The following is a 16,812-nucleotide window of genomic DNA, read 5'->3' as shown; positions in this document are numbered from 1 at the left end:
GTCAAACTATGATAAACCTCATCATAAAGCACCGAGCGTCACAGTAAAAATAACGGAGCCAATTATGCTCTCGCAACGTGTCTTTTCATTGCCTAGGAAATCGTATGCCCTCAGTGCTTACTAAAGGTCAGTTGGATCAGTTCTTTCTGCTCTCGCAGGATCTGTTCTGCTGTATCGACTTTCAGGGCACACTGCTTGAGGTTAATCCGGCTTTTGAGTCGCTGTTGGGGTATTCAGCCGGTGCGTTGATCGGGCGCCGCTGCGGAGTGGTGGTAGATCCACAGGATTATCCGGTGATTGAAGCGGCGCTGGTGCGTATGCAGCACAGGGGAATTGTTGCCCCCTTTGAAGTCCGCGCCATCTCCGTGTCTGGGGAGGTCCATTGGATTGAAATCACCCCAACTGCCGGTGGTGATGTTATTTATATTATTGCCCGGGTCATTACACAGCGTAAGTTGGCAGAAGCACAGTTATTAAGCAACCAGCGGCTATTTAAAATAGCCGGTGAAACGGCGCTGATAGGCGGTTGGTACATGGACATGGCCGTAGGGCTGCCTAACTGGTCGGTTGAAGTTTCCCGCCTGCATGGTATGGCTCCCGGTTTCCAACCGACCGTTGAACAGGCAATAGGGTTTTATGCGCCCGCCTCTCAGCCGCGTATTTTGGAAGTCTTTACCGCCTGCTGCCAACAGGGAGTAAGTTTTGACGAAGAGCTAGAGGTGATTACTTACCAAGGTAAGCATATCTGGGTGCGTGTTATTGGTAAGGCCGTGCGCGATGAGCGGGGGGAAATTAGTCAGGTGGAGGGCTCGACGCAAGATATTACTGAGCAAAAACAGCTGCGTGAAAATCTAACCCAGCTTGCGCAACGACTCACCATCACGCTTGACAGTATCACCGATGGTTTCTTCACTTTAGATACGGATTGGCGCTTTACCTACGTTAATAGTGAGGCGGAGCGTATTTTAAAGCGCCGCGAAGGCGAGCTGCTGGGCCAGCATATTTGGCAGAGCTTTCCTGATGCAAAAGGCAGCTACTTTGACGACGAATATCAACGTGCGGCTAGCCAACAAACGGCGGTACATTTTGAAGCTTTCAATCCGCGGTTAGAGTTATGGCTGGAAGTGCATGTTTACCCTTCAGCTGAAGGGCTTACCGTCTATTTTCGCGACATTAGCGAGCGCAAAGCGAGTGAGCATCAGCTGAAGCTGCTAGAGCGTAGTGTGGAATCAAGCACCAATGGGGTGATTATTGTCGATGCCCAAAGCAGCGCTCTCCCCATGGTCTACGTCAATGCCGCCTTTGAGCGCATAACCGGCTATTCGCGCAGTGAGGCGCTGGGGCGTAATTGCCGGTTTTTGCAGGGCGAAGATACCGACCCCGCTACCGTCAAACTGCTGCGGGAAGGTGTTACTGAACAACACGAAGTGCACGTAGTGATCCGTAACTATCGGCGTGATGGTTCGATTTTTTGGAACGACTTGTATATTTCGCCAGTGCGCGACGAAACAGGAGACGTGACTCACTATCTGGGTGTTCAAAACGATGTATCTGAACAGCGCGAATATCAGGCCCAGCTTACCTATAACGCCAATCACGATGCGCTTACCGGGCTGCCTAATCGAGTAATGCTGGGTCAGCGCTTGGAAGAGGGGTGCGTGTTAGCACGCCGCTATCAGCGCTTTATCGCTGTTCTGTTTATCGATCTGGATGATTTCAAACCCATTAACGATACGCTCGGCCATGAGGTGGGCGACTTTATCTTAGTCGAGGTTGCCAAGCGCCTTGAAGATGAACTACGTCCTTGGGACACCGTGGCGCGCTTTGGCAGCGACGAGTTTGTTGTTTTACTGCCCGACTTAGCCCATGAAAAAGACGTGATACAGGTGGTGGAGCGCGTGCTGCAGAGGCTTTCGCCGCCCTACTGGTATCGCGGCAGCGAGCTGCGTATTACCGCCAGCATCGGCATTGCTATCAACGATGGCAATATGAAAAACCCTCGCCAACTTATCCAACAAGCAGATTTGGCCATGTACAAGGCCAAGCGACGTGGACGCAACACCTACCACTGGTATACCGAAGACTTAAATCGCAAGGTGAGTGAGCGGGTTAGTTTACGCAGCGCGCTTCAGCAAGCCATTGAGCAACAACAGTTTACGCTTTATTACCAGCCACAAATCCATGCCCCGAGTGGCCGCGTGGTAGGCGTAGAAGCATTAATCCGCTGGCAACACCCAGAGCGCGGTAATGTTCCGCCGTCTGATTTCATCAGCTTGGCAGAAGATACCGGGCAGATCATGCCGATCAGCAATTGGGTGCTAGCGACCGCTTGCCGAGATGCCCAGCAGCTAAATGCCATGGGCGTTGGCCCGATCACCATGGCGGTCAATATCTCCCCGATGCAGTTTCAACGCCCCGGTTTTCTGGCCTCTATTGAACAGGTGTTGGCCCAGAGTAGCTTAGCGCCAGTCCTGCTAGAGCTTGAAATTACCGAGGGGGTTTTAATGGACAGCGCCGAACAAGCAATTCAGGCATTAGAGGATTTGTCTGCGCTGGGCGTTCATATTGCCTTAGACGATTTTGGCACCGGCTTCTCTAGCTTGAGCTACCTTAAGCGTCTGCCAATTAATAAAATCAAAATTGACCGTTCGTTTGTGCGCGATGTTATTACCGATCGCAACGATGCGGCCATTATTGATGGTATTGTCGCCATGGCGGGAAAAATGGGGCTAGGAGTGCTAGTGGAAGGGGTAGAGACACTGGAGCAGTTTACCTACCTTGAGCAGTGCCACTGCCACTACTTTCAAGGCTACTACTTCGCTCGTCCTATGCCCTTAGATGCCCTCTGCGCATTTTTGGCATCCCCCCCTGTGTTTGCTGCTCGCTGACCGGCGACTCTGGTACACTTTCCGCAACGACTCCCACTTTCCATAACGACTTTTACGCTTTGTCAGCAGGATATACCTTCGATGAGCCAAGCTACGAATCAGTCTTGGGGCGGTCGCTTTAGCGAGCCCACCGATGCCTTTGTCGCACGTTTCACCGCGTCTGTGACTTTCGACCAGCGCCTGGCGCGCCAGGATATTCAGGGCTCTATTGCCCACGCCACCATGTTAGCCCGTGTAGGCGTACTCACCGATGATGAACGCGACGCCATCATTAACGGCCTAAACGAGATTCAGGGCGAAATCGAGCGCGGCGAGTTTAACTGGTCGGTGCCGTTGGAAGACGTGCACATGAATATCGAGGCGCGGCTGACCGAAAAGATCGGCATTACCGGCAAAAAACTCCACACCGGGCGTTCGCGTAACGACCAGGTCGCCACCGATATTCGCCTGTTTATGCGCGACGAGATCGATGTGATCGAAGTGGAGCTAAAGCGCCTGCGCGAAGGCATGATCGAGTTGGCTGATCGTGAAGCCGAGACCATCATGCCCGGCTTTACCCACTTGCAAACCGCCCAGCCGGTTACCTTTGGGCACCATATTTTAGCCTGGCAAGAGATGCTGGCGCGTGACCATGAGCGCCTGCTGGACTGTCGCAAGCGCGTCAATGTGATGCCGCTGGGCGCGGCCGCATTGGCTGGCACTACTTATCCAATTGACCGCCACGTGACCGCAGAGCTACTAGGCTTTGACCGCCCGTCAGAAAATTCTCTGGATGCCGTTTCAGACCGCGACTTTGCGATTGAATTTACCAGCTTTGCCAGCATTCTACTGATGCACCTGTCGCGCATGAGTGAGGAACTGGTGCTGTGGACCAGCGCCCAGTTCAACTTTATCGATCTACCTGACCGTTTCTGCACCGGCTCTTCGATCATGCCGCAGAAGAAGAACCCTGACGTGCCCGAGCTGGTGCGGGGCAAGACGGGCCGGGTATATGGTCACCTGATGTCGCTACTTACGCTGATGAAGTCGCAGCCGTTGGCTTACAACAAAGACAACCAGGAAGATAAAGAGCCGCTGTTCGATGCGGTGGATACCGTGCGCGACTGCTTAAAAGCCTTCGCCGACATGGTGCCCGCGATTGAACCCAAAAAAGTCAGCATGTATGAAGCGGCGCGGCGCGGCTTCTCCACCGCGACGGATTTGGCTGACTACCTGGTGCGCAAAGGCGTGGCCTTCCGCGATGCTCATGAAATTGTTGGTCAGTCAGTAGCCTATGGCCTAAAAACTGAAAAAGATCTGTCTGAAATGAGCCTTGATGAGCTCAAGCAGTTCTCCGCTACCATCGAGCAGGATGTGTTCGAGGTACTTACCCTGGAAGGTTCGGTAGCTGCCCGTAACCACATTGGCGGCACCGCGCCAAACCAAGTGCGGGCTGCCGCCCAGCGAGCGCGTGAGGCACTCAGCGCACTCAAGGCGGGCGCATGAAAACGTTGGCAATCTTGACCCTTACCACACTGCTGTTAACCGGGTTGGCAGGCTGTGGGCAAAAAGGGCCGCTGTATTTGCCGGACGATGCACCTGCTGATGAGCAGTCTAGTCAGGCGTCTGAATAGACCGTTGCAGGCCAGGAGAAGGGGAAAGCACTATGGATCATTTTAATTACCGCGATGGCGTGCTGTATGCCGAAGACGTGCCGCTATCACGGATTGCCGACGAGCACGGCACGCCCTGCTACGTCTACTCAAAAGCGACGTTTGAGCGTCACTTTCGCGCTTACACTGAAGCGCTGGGCGGCCACCCGCACCTGATTTGTTACGCGGTGAAGGCGAATTCCAACCTGGCGGTGCTAGGCCTTCTGGCCAAGCTGGGCGCGGGGTTTGATATTGTCTCCATCGGCGAGCTTGAGCGCGTGCTTAAAGCCGGTGGTGACCCGGCCAACGTGGTGTTTTCCGGCGTGGCCAAGCAGGCTCACGAAATGGCCCGTGCGCTCGAGGTCGGCATTAAATGCTTTAATGTTGAGTCGCGTCCGGAGCTTGAGCGCTTGAACCGCGTTGCCGGTGAGCTGGGAAAAACCGCGCCGGTCTCGCTACGAGTGAACCCGGATGTGGACGCGGGCACCCATCCGTATATCTCCACCGGTTTGAAGGACAATAAGTTCGGTATCCCGGTGGATGAAGCGTTGGATGTTTACGAACTAGCCGCGAGCCTGCCTAATCTGAAGGTGAAGGGGCTCGATTGTCACATTGGTTCACAGCTCACTGAAACGGCACCCTTTTTGGACGCCCTTGATCGCTTGCTGATGCTCATGGAGCGCCTGCGCGAGCGGGGCATCGAAATCGAACATCTCGATTTAGGCGGCGGTTTGGGTGTGCCTTACCGCGATGAAAAACCGCCCCAGCCGTTTGATTACGCCAGCCAGTTGTTGGCACGGTTATCGCGCTGGGAAGGTGGTGAAGCGCTGACACTGTTGTTTGAGCCCGGCCGTTCCATCGCCGCCAATGCCGGTGTCATGCTCACTCGGGTAGAGTTTCTCAAGCCCGGCGAAACCAAAAACTTCGCCATTGTCGATGCCGCCATGAACGACTTGATTCGCCCGGCGCTGTATCAGGCGTGGCAGGCGATTGTCCCGGTGGATACTCGCCAAACGCGCGAAAGCGCCCTTTATGACGTAGTCGGCCCCGTGTGCGAAACCGGTGATTTCCTGGGCAAAGAGCGCGAGCTGGCAATTGCCGAAGGAGATCTTCTGGCGGTGCGCTCGGCGGGGGCCTACGGCTTTGTCATGGCGTCGAACTACAACAGTCGCCCTCGTGCCGCCGAGTTGATGGTCGATGGCGATAGCTGCCATGTTGTGCGCGCGCGGGAAACCGTTGCCAGCCTGTGGGCGGGTGAAGCGCTGCTGCCAGAAGGGGAGCGCTGATGCTTTTACACTTCACCAAAATGCATGGCCTGGGCAATGACTTTGTCATGGTGGACCTGGTCACTCAGCGCGCCCGGCTGGACGAAGCCCAGGTCCGCGCGCTGGCTGACCGGCGTTTCGGCATTGGCTTTGACCAGTTGTTGGTCGTCGAGCCGCCCCGTGATCCGGAAATGGATTTTCGCTACCGCATTTATAATGCCGACGGCAGTGAAGTGGAAAACTGTGGCAACGGGGCGCGCTGCTTTGCCCGTTTCGTTCGCGATCAGCGGCTAACTCATAAGCATGAAATCCACGTAGAAACCGCCGGAGGCCCGTTGGTGCTGACCGTGCAGCTCGATGGCATGGTGCGAGTGGATATGGGTCGCCCGCGGTTTAGTCCTTTGGCGCTGCCGTTCGATGCCTCTGGGGATCAACCCCTGCACCAGCTGGCAGTGGGCGATGAAACACTGCAGATCGGTGTGGTTTCCATGGGTAATCCTCATGCGGTGATTCAGGTCGACAATGTGGACACTGCGCCGGTCGAGCGCCTGGGGCCGTTGGTGGAGGCGCATCCTCGTTTTCCCAAGCGTGTTAACGTGGGCTTTATGCAGGTCGTCTCGCCCAGCGAAATCCGTCTGCGCGTGTATGAGCGCGGCAGTGGCGAAACGCTGGCTTGCGGTACCGGTGCTTGCGCCGCCGTTGCCAGCGGTATCCGTCAGGGGCTGCTGAAAAGTCCCGTGAAGGTTCATTTGCCCGGTGGAGAACTCAGCATTGAGTGGCCTGATCCTGAAGGGGCGCTAACGATGGTGGGACCGGCTACACGCGTCTTCGATGGCCGCGTAGCCCTTAATTAATTCGAGGAGAACGGCGATGTCACAAGCCCCCGAACCCCGCAAAACGCTCGATCCTGATCAAGTGGCGTTCTGGCTGGCGCGTCATCCCGATTTTTTCGTCGGTCGCGAAGGGCTTCTGCAGCAATTGCAGGTGCCCCACCCGCATATCGACGGGGCGGTATCGCTGCTGGAACGCTTGGTCTTTGATCTACGCAAGCGCGCTGAAAACGCGGAAGGCCGCTTGGAGCACTTGCTGGAAACCGCTCGCCATAACGAGTCCCAATACCGTCGGTTGCGCGAAACGCTGATTGCGCTGGTGGAAGCGCAAGACCGCGATGCGCTGGCGCAAGCGTTGGCTACCCAACTCAGCGAGCGCTTTGAAACGCCTGCCATGGCGCTATGGTGCCCGGCCACATTAAGCGACAGTGAGCCAACACCGCCTCAGCCTCCGCGCCATGTGTTGGATCAACACGCCAGCGCTCGGCTGGCAGCGCTGTTGGATGGCCGCACCAGTCGCTGCGTTAAGCTTAGCGTTAGCGATTGGAAGTGCCTGCTGCCTCACGTTAAAGCGCCGCGTAAAGCGGGCTCCTGTGCCATTTCCCGCCTATCCGCAGGCGACCCGCTCGGTTATCTATTGCTGGCAAGCCCCAGCCCGGATGCCTATCGGGCCAGCATGGACACACTCTTCACCGAATATTTGGGCGATATCGTCGCACGGCTACTGGTGCGCCTGGGTGATCATGGTTGAGGCTCCCTTGGGTGAAGTGTCGATTGCCAAGCACATTGACGGCTTTTTAGCCGCATTGTCATCCCATGCAAGTCCTGCAACGGTGGAGGCCTATCGGCATGATCTGGCCGCGCTGTGTGCCTTTACCGAGCGCCGCGAGGTGACGGACCCCGCGGCATTAGATACCGCGCTGCTGCGGGCATTTTTAGGGTCGGAGCGCAGCCGGGGCTTAGCGCCAAGAAGCCTTGCCCGGCGACGGGCGGCACTTTCCAAATTTGCTGATTATTTGGTTAAACAAGGCGTACTGGCCGATAACCCGGTGGGGTTATTGCGTACGCCCAAACAGCCGAGCCATTTGCCTCGTCCGGTGGATGTTGACGCCCTGGCGCGCTTTCTCGATACCCCTCACGACGGCTCGCCGCTGGGCGTGCGGGATCAGGCCATCCTTGAGCTGTTTTACTCCAGCGGCCTGCGTCTGGCAGAGCTTGCGGCCCTTGAACTTGGCGATTTGCAAAACAGCCGGGTAAGGGTGATCGGCAAAGGCGGTAAACCGCGCCAAGTGCCCGTCGGGCGGCGCGCCCAGCAGGCACTGGCGGAGTGGCTGGGCTGTCGCTCCGCGCTCGCACCGGTGGATGAATTGGCGCTGTTTGTGGGGCAGCGTGGCACGCGGCTAGGCCATCGGGCCATTCAGAAACGCTTAGCGCAGCTGTCGTTAGCCCGTGGCTTGCCCGAACATTTGCACCCTCACCGTTTGCGCCACTCTTTTGCTAGCCACCTCCTTGAGTCGAGCCAGGATCTGCGCGCGGTGCAGGAGCTGTTGGGCCACGCTAACCTGTCGACCACGCAAATTTATACCCGGCTTGACTGGCAGCACCTGGCGACAAGTTACGATGCAGCGCACCCCCGCGCTAAAAGAAGCCCCAGCCCCAGAAACGGCGAAAACAGAAACAAATAGCCCAGGAGCAAACCATGACAAAATTGAAGGCCATTACCTTCGATTTAGACGACACGCTGTGGGACAACCATGGCGTGATGGCGCGTACCGAAGAGGGGCACTACCGCTGGCTATTGGAGGCGCTAGAGGCTTGGCGAGCGGCACGCCAGGAGCCAGCCCTAACATTGACTCAAGAAGGCGGCCGGGAGGATTACCTTCAGCGTCGTCAACAGTTAGCCAAACAGGTGCCCGAACGGCGCGGTGACTTTACTTGGCTGCGTATGCGCGCCCTGGAAGCGCAGTTAGAAGCGGAAGGCCTGACCCGCAGTGCCGCTTTGTTGTGGGCGGCAGCGGCGATGAATGAGTTCCATCGCCTGCGCGTGCAAGTCACGCCACACCCAGAGGCGGCCGGTTTACTGGCGGTGTTAACCGAGCGTTATCAGCTAGCAGCCATCACGAATGGCAATATTCATTTGGCGCGTCAGCCGCTGGCCGCCTATTTTTCGGTGGCCATCGCAGCAGGCGAGTTGTTAGCGCCTAAACCTGATCCCACGCCGTTTCTGACGGCGCTTGCGCGTTTAAAAGTGGCCCCCGAACACGCCATGCACGTAGGCGATTCATGGCAGGAAGATGTATTACCCGCCCAGCAGCTGGGTATGCATGCCGTGTGGATTTCCGCGCTGGAAGATCAACCACTTCCTCCGCGGGTACACCGTATTGCCCATGTAAAAGAGCTGCCCCGCGTGCTTGAGATGTTAGAAAAGGCGAGCTTAGAAACGCATCATTCCGGCGGTGTGTACAGCCACTGATTGAGTTTCTGGGATAGTGTATCGACGCCGTCACGCTTGAGCGAAGAGAAGAGCTGTACAGAGACCAAGTCTTCCCACTCCTTCAAGCGCGAACGTACTTTCTGCAACGAAGCGCTGGCGGGCCCTTTTTTAAGCTTGTCCGCTTTCGTCAGCAGAATATGCACCGGCATTTCGCGCTGGTCGGCATAATTAAGCATCATCTGATCGAACTCAGTGAGCGGGTGGCGCACGTCCATTAGCAGTACTAAGCCGCGTAGACTAAAGCGGTTTCGTAGGTATTCTGCTAAGTGCTTTTGCCACTCTAGCTTGACCGATTCTGGAACCTTGGCGTAGCCGTAGCCGGGCAGGTCAACCAAACGCAGCGACTCATCGTTCATGACACTGAAGAAGTTAATCAACTGAGTGCGCCCCGGTGTACGCGACGTGCGCGCCAACGCATTTTGTTGTGTTAAGGCGTTGATAGCACTTGATTTGCCCGCGTTAGAGCGCCCGGCAAAGGCTACTTCAGCGCCGGTATCATCTGGGCACAAAGCCAAGGTAGGCGCGCTGATAATAAAGCTTGCCGTCGGGTAGTTCAGCCGAGGGACTGGGCTATCGTGGGGGGTAGTCATGGACTTAATCCTGAAAAACGAACATAAAAGCGGCCTACTCAACGCACTATCATCAATGTGCTCATCAATGCGCTATCATCAACGCACTATCAACCCATTATGGCTTCTTCAGCGCGTAAAGTAGAGCGCTTGGTAGCGACGCATAATAGAGAAATGAGAGCAGGACTGCGACGAATTACCCCTAAAGCAGACCAGGACTTGCATTCCCGCCGCTGGGGTGATTCGTTATAATGCAAGCGGTTTATATCTGCGACCTGGGGCGCTAGTGTACCATCGCCCTCTAGCCGGCAGCGACCAACGCGATACGTTGTTCGTTTTGGCGGAGCTAACCCTGGTAATTTGTGGAGCCTGGGAAGCGCCCAGGGTGCGTACCAGTCAAACATAAAACGGCATAGTGGAAGAGCAATGAGAAAGTTACTGGCAAGCCTGGCAATTACCATGGGCGCCGTTGGCGCTGCCCACGCTCAAACGGACTATCAAGCCGATGCAGACGCGTCTGCTGGCCAAGAAATGTCCCAAACCTGCGCCGCCTGTCATGGGCAGCAGGGTATTAGCCCCTCGGGTGCTTTCCCTAACCTCGCGGGTCAGCAAATGTCCTATCTGGCAAAACAGATTATGGATATTCGCGACGGTGACCGTGTGGTGCCTCAAATGGCGGGCATCGTGGATGACTACTCTGACCAAGACGCTTGGGATGCCGCGGCTTATTTTGCGGAACAAGACGCTAACTTGGGTCAAACCAACGACGAAGACGCTGAATTATTGGCGCGCGGCGAAGAGATTTACCGTGCTGGCGATATGGCCAAGGGTATTCCCGCCTGTTCAGCCTGTCACACGCCGACCGGGGTCGGCATCGGCAGTGCCGTTTATCCTGGCCTTTCCGGGCAGCATGCTCAATATACGGTTTCTACGCTGCAGGCATTTGCGTCCGGCGATCGCACCAATGACCCCAATAATATTATGGGCGATATTGCTTCCAAAATGAGTGACAGGGATATGGAAGCAGTGGCGAACTACGTATTAGGGCTGAATTAAGGCTGCAAAATTTTCTACCTCCTTGTGCCGTTTGGTTTCCTCATTTGCCGATGTGCTTGAAATGAGGGAACCCGCTAATATAACCACGGTCTTAGTCCTCGCTTACCCATGGAGAAATTTATACGATGTTTAAAACGACAATGTTTAAAACGCTAATGGTTACGATGGCCGGTCTAGGTTTTTCTGCGCTAGTGAGTGCCCAGGATGTCGTTGAAGGCCAGCACTATGAAGTGCTTGAGTCCCCGGTAGAAACCCATGCTGAAGACGGGCAAATTGCAGTTACTGAAGTGTTCTGGTTTGGCTGCCCGCACTGTTACCGCCTACAAACACCGGTTAATGAGTGGTACGAGACGCTGGAAGACGACGTTAGCGTAGAACATATGCCTGCTACCATGGGCGGCGACTGGAATACCCACGCTACCGCTTTCTACGCGGCTGAGTCGCTGGGTATTGAAGAGGAGCTACACGCCGATTTCTTTAATGCTATCCATCAGGAAAATCAGTCGCTCACTGAGTCCGATGAGATTGCCGCTTTCTTCGCTAACTATGGTGTCAGCGAAGAAGAGGCCAAAAAAGCGCTGACCGACTTTAGTGTTCGTAGCGATGTCAATGAAGCTAACAACCGTATGCGTGAGATGAAGTTGATGGGTGTGCCCGCGCTGGTGATTGACGGCCGCTACGTTGTTTCGCCGAGTTCAGCCGGTAGCCTGGAAAATATGCCGAAAATCGCTGATGCGCTGGTCGAGCAGGTGCGTGCAGAGCGCGCAGAATAACCGTGTTGCGTGAAGCGAGAGAGCGTGATGAGGCAGTTCCCAGTAGCCATCGTCCGGTGCTGTTGGAAGAGGGCCATCTGCGGCTGTTAACGTTTAACCTGCAGGTGGGTATCCAGACGTCAGCGTATCATCACTATCTCACGCGCAGCTGGCAGCACTTATTGCCGCATCCGCGTCGTCAGCAGCGGCTGGACATGATGGGCGAAGTGCTGAGTAAGTTCGACATAGTTGGGCTACAAGAAGTTGATGGCGGTAGCTTTCGCTCCAGCCGCGTTAACCAAGTGGAGTATCTCGCTACCAAAGCGGGATTTCCGCACCATGTTCAGCAGTTAAACCGCAACTTGGGGCGTATTGCCCAGCACAGCAATGGGTTACTGTCGCGCTTGGTACCTAGTCAGATCGTCGAGCACCGTTTGCCAGGCGCAATGCCTGGCCGAGGCGCTATTCATGCCCGCTTTGGCGAAGGCCCGGATGCCTTGCATATTTTTGTTGCTCACTTGGCGCTTAGCCACCGCGGTCGTGTGCGCCAGCTCAACTATCTAAGCGATATTATTCAGCCGCTGCGCCACGTAGTGGTGATGGGCGATCTCAACTGTACGCCTGATCAACTACACGCTCACGAGCGCTTTAGTTTGTCGCTGCCCCTGCACCCGGTTAAACCCCTTTTCAGTTATCCTTCCTGGCAACCGCGCCATGCGCTGGACCATATTCTGTTGTCGCAATCGCTAGAGGCCGCGGAAGTGCACGTATTGGATCATCTGTTCTCTGATCACCTGCCGATAGCAGTCAATCTTCCGCTGCCAGAGGCTTGTTTAGCGGCTATTCGCTCAAGCGTTTAGCCTAAGTGTTTAGGCTAACAAGCTTGCCTTTGTCGCCTGTGAGCGCTGCATTGTCCGCGTATATGCGCTATTGTCTGGGGCGCTGACTCCTCTTAGTCGTTTTACGCGAGACACTTCCATGTCGGACACAACACAACTACCTGCCTTTATTGGTGCGCTGGACCGCGCTTCAGAGTGGTTCGGCCGTACCCTTGCGTGGCTGATCATCATTATGATGTTGATTCAGTTCGCGATTGTACTGCTTCGCTATGCCTTCAGCGTGAACAGCATCTTTATGCAAGAGCTAGTGATGTATATGCACGCTAGCGTCTTTATGCTGGCTGCTGCTTACACCTTTCGCCACGACGGCCACGTGCGGGTGGATATCTTCTATCGAGGCATGACCCCGCGCCGCCAGGCGTTAATCAATGTCGTGGGTATTATTACGCTATTGATTCCCGTGATGATCTTTATCATCGCTTCCAGCCTGGGCTACGTTGCCAACTCCTGGCGTATTCTAGAAACCTCCTCCGACTACGGTGGCATTCCGGCTGTTTATGCACTGAAAACCTTAATTCCACTGTTTGCCGTGCTGATGATCGTGCAAGGCGTGGTTGAGATCGTGCGTAATAGCTATGTGATGGCCGGACGGATAGTGCCGGCTGCTGCTGGCGGCAACCATCTTGAGGAGCGTGTTTGATGCTGGAATTCATGCCGATTATTTTATTTGCCGTCATCTGCATTGTGTTGATGTTCGGCTTTCCCGTAGCGCTTTCGCTGGCGGGTACGGCGCTGCTGTTTGCCGGTATGGGGCTGGGTCTGGAAGCCATTGGTATCGACGCCAATTTTGATAGCGGCTATCTCGCCGCCTTGCCCAACCGGCTCTACGGCATTATGACCAACCAAACGCTGTTGGCGGTGCCGCTATTTGTGTTGATGGGCGTCTTGCTGGAAAAATCCAAAGTGGCGGAAACGTTGCTGGATGCCATGGCCCTGCTATTTGGTGCCATGCGCGGTGGGTTGGGTATTTCGGTGACGCTGGTGGGCATGTTGATGGCTGCCTCTACCGGGATTGTTGGGGCCACAGTGGTCACCATGGGGCTGATGTCGCTACCCACCATGCTAAAGCGTGGCTACAGCACGTCGCTTGCGACCGGCACTATCTGTGCCACCGGCACGTTGGGACAAATCATTCCGCCTTCCATCGCCCTGGTGCTGCTGGGTGATGTGTTGTCATCGGCGTACCAGCAAGCACAGCTGGATATGGGGATTTTCAGCCCTAAAACGGTCTCTGTGGGCGACCTGTTTATGGGCGCGTTGGTGCCTGGGTTGCTGCTAGTCGTGATGTATATGATTTATGTGGCGCTGGTGGCGTGGTTGCGACCGCACATGGCACCCGCTGCTGACCGTGAAGAGTTAATGGCCGAGCTTGGCCATACCTCAGGGATTGGCATGCTGCTGCTCAAAGGCTTGGTGCCGCCCGTTGTGCTGATTGTGGCGGTGCTGGGGTCGATCCTAAGCGGCTTTGCCACACCGACTGAAGCCTCCGCGGTAGGTGCCTTTGGCGCCCTGGTGCTAGCACTGGCTTACCGTCAGCTCGACTGGGCGACCCTGAAAGACGTGCTGCGCTCGACCACTCACGTCACCACCATGGTGTTTCTGATCCTGATCGGTGCGGCGCTGTTTTCTCTGGTCTTCCGTGCCTACGGCGGCGAGCACATGGTGACCGAGCTGTTCGAGGCGATGCCCGGCGGCGTGGTGGGCGCCACGATTATAGTCATGCTGGTTATATTCCTGCTCGGCTTTATTCTCGACTTTATCGAAATCACCTTTGTGGTGGTGCCCATTGTCGGGCCGATCTTGCTTGCCATGGGCCTTGATCCGATTTGGCTGGGCATCATGATTGCCATTAATCTGCAGACATCGTTCTTAACGCCGCCGTTTGGTTTCGCCCTGTTTTACTTGCGCGGTGTTGCGCCGCCGTCTGTGTCCACGTCGGCTATTTACCGTGGCGTTATCCCGTTTATTCTGATGCAGTTGGGTATGTTGCTCATGCTTAGCTTCTTCCCGCAGTTGGCAACCTGGCTTCCCTCGCAGTTCTAGTCAACAAGAGGTAAGTTGAAAAGCATCACTGTGATCAACGCAGCTATCAACGAATATATGTGGCAACCTAACTATAAAGCAGCAACGAGCCATTAGTGTCCTATAGCAAATAATGGTCTGTAGCAAACCGCCTAGCGTTCTACGCTAGGCGGGGTATTCCCTACTCATAATAGTAATAATAGAAAGTAAGAGGGTTATAGTATGAAAGCCAAAACACTCCCAGTCGCCATCGCCATGACGACCGCTCTCTCCGCCAGTTTGCTGGTGGTCTCTAGCTTCGATAACCACGCCCAGGCGCAAGAGGACGAGTTCCGTTGGAAAATGGTCACCTCCTGGCCGAAGAATTTCCCTGGTGTTGGCCAAGGCCCCGAGCGCCTATCGGAGCTGGTGGATGAAATGTCGGATGGCCGCCTGACCATCGAAGTCTTCGGTGCTGGCCAGCTGGTGCCGGGGTTTGAAGTGTTTGACGCCGTTTCCGACGGCACTGCTGAACTTGGCCACTCCGCTTCCTACTACTGGAAAGGCAAAGCCCCCGCTGCTCAGTTCTTTGCTGCCGTGCCGTTTGGCATGAACGCCCAGGAAATGAATGCCTGGTTAAGCTATGGCGGCGGTATGGAGTTGTGGAACGAGCTTTACGACGATTTTGGCGTTGACGTCATGGTCGCCGGTGCCTCCGGCGTGCAGATGGGTGGCTGGTATAATAAAGAGATCAACTCGGTTGATGATCTAGACGGCCTGAAAATGCGTATGCCTGGCCTGGGTGGCGAAGTAATGAGCCGTATGGGTGTAGCGATTGTGAACATGCCGGGCGGCGAGATCTTTACCTCGCTGCAGTCGGGCGCGATTGACGCTACCGAGTGGATTGGCCCCTATAACGACTTGGCGTTTGGCCTGCATCAGGCTGCTGACTATTACTACTACCCAGGTTGGCACGAGCCGACGGTCATGTTCGAGGCGATCGTTAACGAAGACGCTTTCGCTGAGCTGCCAGCGGATTTGCAGGCGATCCTGCGTACCGCTATTAGCGATATCAACCAAAGCGTACTGGATGAGTACACCGCACGTAACAACGATGCGTTGGAAACCCTGGTGAACGAGCACGAGGTTGAACTGCGCCGTATTCCTGACGACGTGCTTGCTCAAGCCCGCGAGCATTCGGCTGATGTTGTCGCCGAGCTGGCGGAATCGAGCGAATTAGCCACGCGTATCTATGACTCTTATCAAGCATTCCAGGAAAAGGTCGAGGATTACCACGCTATCTCCGAGCAGGCGTACTACAACGCACGTAACCCGGAAGGCGACACCGCGCAATAGACTACCGTGCTTAACGCACACGAACACAACAGCCGCCTTCGGGCGGCTGTTGTGTGTCTGGAGCGTAGGTTTTAAGCAGCACAAAGCGCATAGCTTGGGTATCCTAGGCAGACAGTGACGATTTTGTCGTAAAGGAGCCTCATGTCTACCCATTCCCGTCTGCGCAATGTGCTCACCATCGCTGGTTCCGACCCGTCCGGCGGAGCTGGTTTACAGGGCGATTTGAAGACTTTTTCGGCCCTCGGCGTGTATGGCACTAATGTGATCACCGCGGTGATTGCTCAGAATACCTGTGGCGTCGCCTCGGTGTATCCGGTCTCTCCCCAGGCCATTCGCGAGCAGCTTGAGCACCTGCTAGATGATGTATCGCTGGACGCGGTCAAAATTGGCATGGTGGCCAGCCGCGAGGTTGCTGAGGTAATCGCCGACGTGCTGCGCCAGCGCCGACCGCGCTGGATCGTGCTCGACCCTGTGATGGTCGCCAAGAGCGGTGACATACTGGTCGATGACGCCGGTATTCGTGCCGTGCGTGACATCTTGGTGCCGCTTGCCGATGTTATCACCCCCAACTTGCCGGAAGCCGCGGTACTGCTCGATTCGCCATCGCCTACCAGCTTGGATGATATGGAAGCGATGTTGCCGGGACTGACCCAGCTGGGGGCGCCTTATGTGGTATTAAAAGGCGGCCATTTGCGCGGAGCGACCTGTCCTGATCTGCTGGCAACCCCCAACGGCCATGAATGGTTGCCCGCCTCGCGGATCGACACCAACAATTTGCACGGGACAGGCTGCGCGCTCTCCTCGGCGATTGCCGCCTGTCTGGCGAAACTGCCAGAGCAGTCAGGCCCTGATGCCCCGGTGGCGGCGATCGGAGATGCCAAGCGTTGGCTTCATGCAGCACTGGAAGCGAGTGTGCGCTTAAATGTGGGTAAAGGGCGCGGTCCGGTGCACCATTTTCACGCCTGGTGGTGAGGCGCTGCCATCAGCGTAATAGGCAGCTTGCGTGAATGGGTATTGCACACCATGCTGAGGAGTGTCTGCTTAACGGCTTATAAGGCTGAGTCAATCGGC

The 16,812-nt window shown here is 55.8% G+C and carries 16 protein-coding genes; 15 read left to right on the top strand and 1 reads right to left on the bottom strand.

Annotated features, from left to right (window positions below):
- Nucleotides 1-104: 104 nt before the first annotated feature.
- The 8 genes from Q3Y66_RS19055 to Q3Y66_RS19020 all read left to right on the top strand — a co-directional run bounded on the left by Q3Y66_RS19055 (nt 105) and on the right by Q3Y66_RS19020 (nt 9,087).
- The gene (locus Q3Y66_RS19055) at nt 105-2,888 is read left to right on the top strand and encodes a GGDEF domain-containing phosphodiesterase (protein WP_008956503.1); all 2,784 of its coding nucleotides are present in this window, start codon (nt 105-107) and stop codon (nt 2,886-2,888) included.
- Nucleotides 2,889-2,969: 81 nt separating this feature from the next.
- On the top strand, nt 2,970-4,373 hold the full coding sequence (gene argH / locus Q3Y66_RS19050; RefSeq protein WP_008956504.1) for an argininosuccinate lyase: 1,404 nt from the start codon (nt 2,970-2,972) through the stop codon (nt 4,371-4,373).
- Nucleotides 4,370-4,501 carry a lipoprotein gene (locus tag Q3Y66_RS19045; RefSeq protein WP_008956505.1) on the top strand — a complete coding sequence of 44 codons (132 nt, stop codon included), beginning with the start codon at nt 4,370-4,372 and terminating at the stop codon, nt 4,499-4,501. Before argH ends, Q3Y66_RS19045 begins: the two co-directional genes overlap by 4 nt.
- Before the next feature lie 32 nt (nt 4,502-4,533).
- Nucleotides 4,534-5,805 (top strand): diaminopimelate decarboxylase, encoded by a 1,272-nt coding sequence (lysA, locus tag Q3Y66_RS19040; RefSeq protein WP_008956506.1) that lies wholly within the window; start codon nt 4,534-4,536, stop codon nt 5,803-5,805.
- On the top strand, nt 5,805-6,638 hold the full coding sequence (gene dapF / locus Q3Y66_RS19035; RefSeq protein WP_008956507.1) for a diaminopimelate epimerase: 834 nt from the start codon (nt 5,805-5,807) through the stop codon (nt 6,636-6,638). The genes lysA and dapF overlap by 1 nt, the downstream gene beginning before the upstream one ends.
- 16 nt (nt 6,639-6,654) lie before the next feature.
- On the top strand, nt 6,655-7,365 hold the full coding sequence (locus Q3Y66_RS19030) for a DUF484 family protein (protein WP_008956508.1): 711 nt from the start codon (nt 6,655-6,657) through the stop codon (nt 7,363-7,365).
- Nucleotides 7,358-8,299 carry a tyrosine recombinase XerC gene (locus tag Q3Y66_RS19025; RefSeq protein WP_008956509.1) on the top strand — a complete coding sequence of 314 codons (942 nt, stop codon included), beginning with the start codon at nt 7,358-7,360 and terminating at the stop codon, nt 8,297-8,299. Before Q3Y66_RS19030 ends, Q3Y66_RS19025 begins: the two co-directional genes overlap by 8 nt.
- Nucleotides 8,300-8,313: 14 nt before the next feature.
- Nucleotides 8,314-9,087 (top strand): HAD family hydrolase, encoded by a 774-nt coding sequence (locus tag Q3Y66_RS19020; protein WP_008956510.1) that lies wholly within the window; start codon nt 8,314-8,316, stop codon nt 9,085-9,087.
- Here Q3Y66_RS19020 and yihA read toward each other — a convergent pair.
- On the bottom strand, nt 9,060-9,698 hold the full coding sequence (gene yihA, locus Q3Y66_RS19015; RefSeq protein WP_008956511.1) for a ribosome biogenesis GTP-binding protein YihA/YsxC: 639 nt from the start codon (nt 9,696-9,698) through the stop codon (nt 9,060-9,062). The genes Q3Y66_RS19020 and yihA overlap by 28 nt on opposite strands.
- 405 nt (nt 9,699-10,103) lie before the next feature.
- Between yihA and Q3Y66_RS19010 the strand changes: the two genes are divergently transcribed.
- The 7 genes from Q3Y66_RS19010 (at nt 10,104) to thiD (ending at nt 16,713) form a co-directional block, all read left to right on the top strand.
- Complete coding sequence (locus Q3Y66_RS19010) at nt 10,104-10,733, top strand: cytochrome c (protein ID WP_008956513.1); 630 nt, start codon at nt 10,104-10,106, stop codon at nt 10,731-10,733.
- Between the two features lie 140 nt (nt 10,734-10,873).
- Nucleotides 10,874-11,506, top strand: coding sequence for a thiol:disulfide interchange protein DsbA/DsbL (locus Q3Y66_RS19005; RefSeq protein ID WP_050805278.1), 633 nt, complete (start codon nt 10,874-10,876; stop codon nt 11,504-11,506).
- 2 nt (nt 11,507-11,508) lie between these two features.
- Nucleotides 11,509-12,345, top strand: coding sequence for an endonuclease/exonuclease/phosphatase family protein (locus Q3Y66_RS19000; protein ID WP_050805277.1), 837 nt, complete (start codon nt 11,509-11,511; stop codon nt 12,343-12,345).
- A 118-nt stretch (nt 12,346-12,463) separates the two neighbouring features.
- A complete protein-coding gene (locus Q3Y66_RS18995; protein ID WP_008956516.1) occupies nt 12,464-13,024 on the top strand; it encodes a TRAP transporter small permease subunit in 561 nt (186 codons plus the stop codon).
- Nucleotides 13,024-14,427, top strand: coding sequence for a TRAP transporter large permease subunit (locus Q3Y66_RS18990; RefSeq protein ID WP_008956517.1), 1,404 nt, complete (start codon nt 13,024-13,026; stop codon nt 14,425-14,427). Before Q3Y66_RS18995 ends, Q3Y66_RS18990 begins: the two co-directional genes overlap by 1 nt.
- A gap of 201 nt (nt 14,428-14,628) precedes the next feature.
- Nucleotides 14,629-15,741 carry a TRAP transporter substrate-binding protein gene (locus tag Q3Y66_RS18985; protein ID WP_008956518.1) on the top strand — a complete coding sequence of 371 codons (1,113 nt, stop codon included), beginning with the start codon at nt 14,629-14,631 and terminating at the stop codon, nt 15,739-15,741.
- Nucleotides 15,742-15,882: 141 nt separating this feature from the next.
- Nucleotides 15,883-16,713: a bifunctional hydroxymethylpyrimidine kinase/phosphomethylpyrimidine kinase gene (gene thiD / locus Q3Y66_RS18980; RefSeq protein WP_008956519.1), complete on the top strand. Its 831-nt coding sequence runs from the start codon at nt 15,883-15,885 to the stop codon at nt 16,711-16,713.
- Nucleotides 16,714-16,812 lie beyond the last annotated feature (99 nt).

This window comes from Halomonas sp. HAL1 (assembly GCF_030544485.1).
Classification (GTDB): Bacteria; Pseudomonadota; Gammaproteobacteria; order Pseudomonadales; family Halomonadaceae; genus Vreelandella; species Vreelandella arctica.
Note: the sequence above shows the minus strand (reverse complement) of the source record. Positions and strands in the feature narration are given on the sequence as shown.

Bases quoted from the DNA above. Each gene is read 5' to 3' on its own strand.
- thiD (WP_008956519.1), top strand. From the start codon at position 15,883: ATGTCTACCCATTCCCGTCTGCGCAATGTGCTCACCATCGCTGGTTCC.
- lysA (WP_008956506.1), top strand. From the start codon at position 4,534: ATGGATCATTTTAATTACCGCGATGGCGTGCTGTATGCCGAAGACGTG.
- Q3Y66_RS19010 (WP_008956513.1), top strand. From the start codon at position 10,104: ATGAGAAAGTTACTGGCAAGCCTGGCAATTACCATGGGCGCCGTTGGC.
- Q3Y66_RS19005 (WP_050805278.1), top strand. From the start codon at position 10,874: ATGTTTAAAACGCTAATGGTTACGATGGCCGGTCTAGGTTTTTCTGCG.
- Q3Y66_RS19055 (WP_008956503.1), top strand. From the start codon at position 105: ATGCCCTCAGTGCTTACTAAAGGTCAGTTGGATCAGTTCTTTCTGCTC.
- Q3Y66_RS19030 (WP_008956508.1), top strand. From the start codon at position 6,655: ATGTCACAAGCCCCCGAACCCCGCAAAACGCTCGATCCTGATCAAGTG.
- Q3Y66_RS19020 (WP_008956510.1), top strand. From the start codon at position 8,314: ATGACAAAATTGAAGGCCATTACCTTCGATTTAGACGACACGCTGTGG.
- Q3Y66_RS19025 (WP_008956509.1), top strand. From the start codon at position 7,358: ATGGTTGAGGCTCCCTTGGGTGAAGTGTCGATTGCCAAGCACATTGAC.
- yihA (WP_008956511.1), bottom strand. From the start codon at position 9,698: ATGACTACCCCCCACGATAGCCCAGTCCCTCGGCTGAACTACCCGACG.
- dapF (WP_008956507.1), top strand. From the start codon at position 5,805: ATGCTTTTACACTTCACCAAAATGCATGGCCTGGGCAATGACTTTGTC.
- argH (WP_008956504.1), top strand. From the start codon at position 2,970: ATGAGCCAAGCTACGAATCAGTCTTGGGGCGGTCGCTTTAGCGAGCCC.
- Q3Y66_RS18985 (WP_008956518.1), top strand. From the start codon at position 14,629: ATGAAAGCCAAAACACTCCCAGTCGCCATCGCCATGACGACCGCTCTC.
- Q3Y66_RS18990 (WP_008956517.1), top strand. From the start codon at position 13,024: ATGCTGGAATTCATGCCGATTATTTTATTTGCCGTCATCTGCATTGTG.
- Q3Y66_RS19045 (WP_008956505.1), top strand. From the start codon at position 4,370: ATGAAAACGTTGGCAATCTTGACCCTTACCACACTGCTGTTAACCGGG.
- Q3Y66_RS18995 (WP_008956516.1), top strand. From the start codon at position 12,464: ATGTCGGACACAACACAACTACCTGCCTTTATTGGTGCGCTGGACCGC.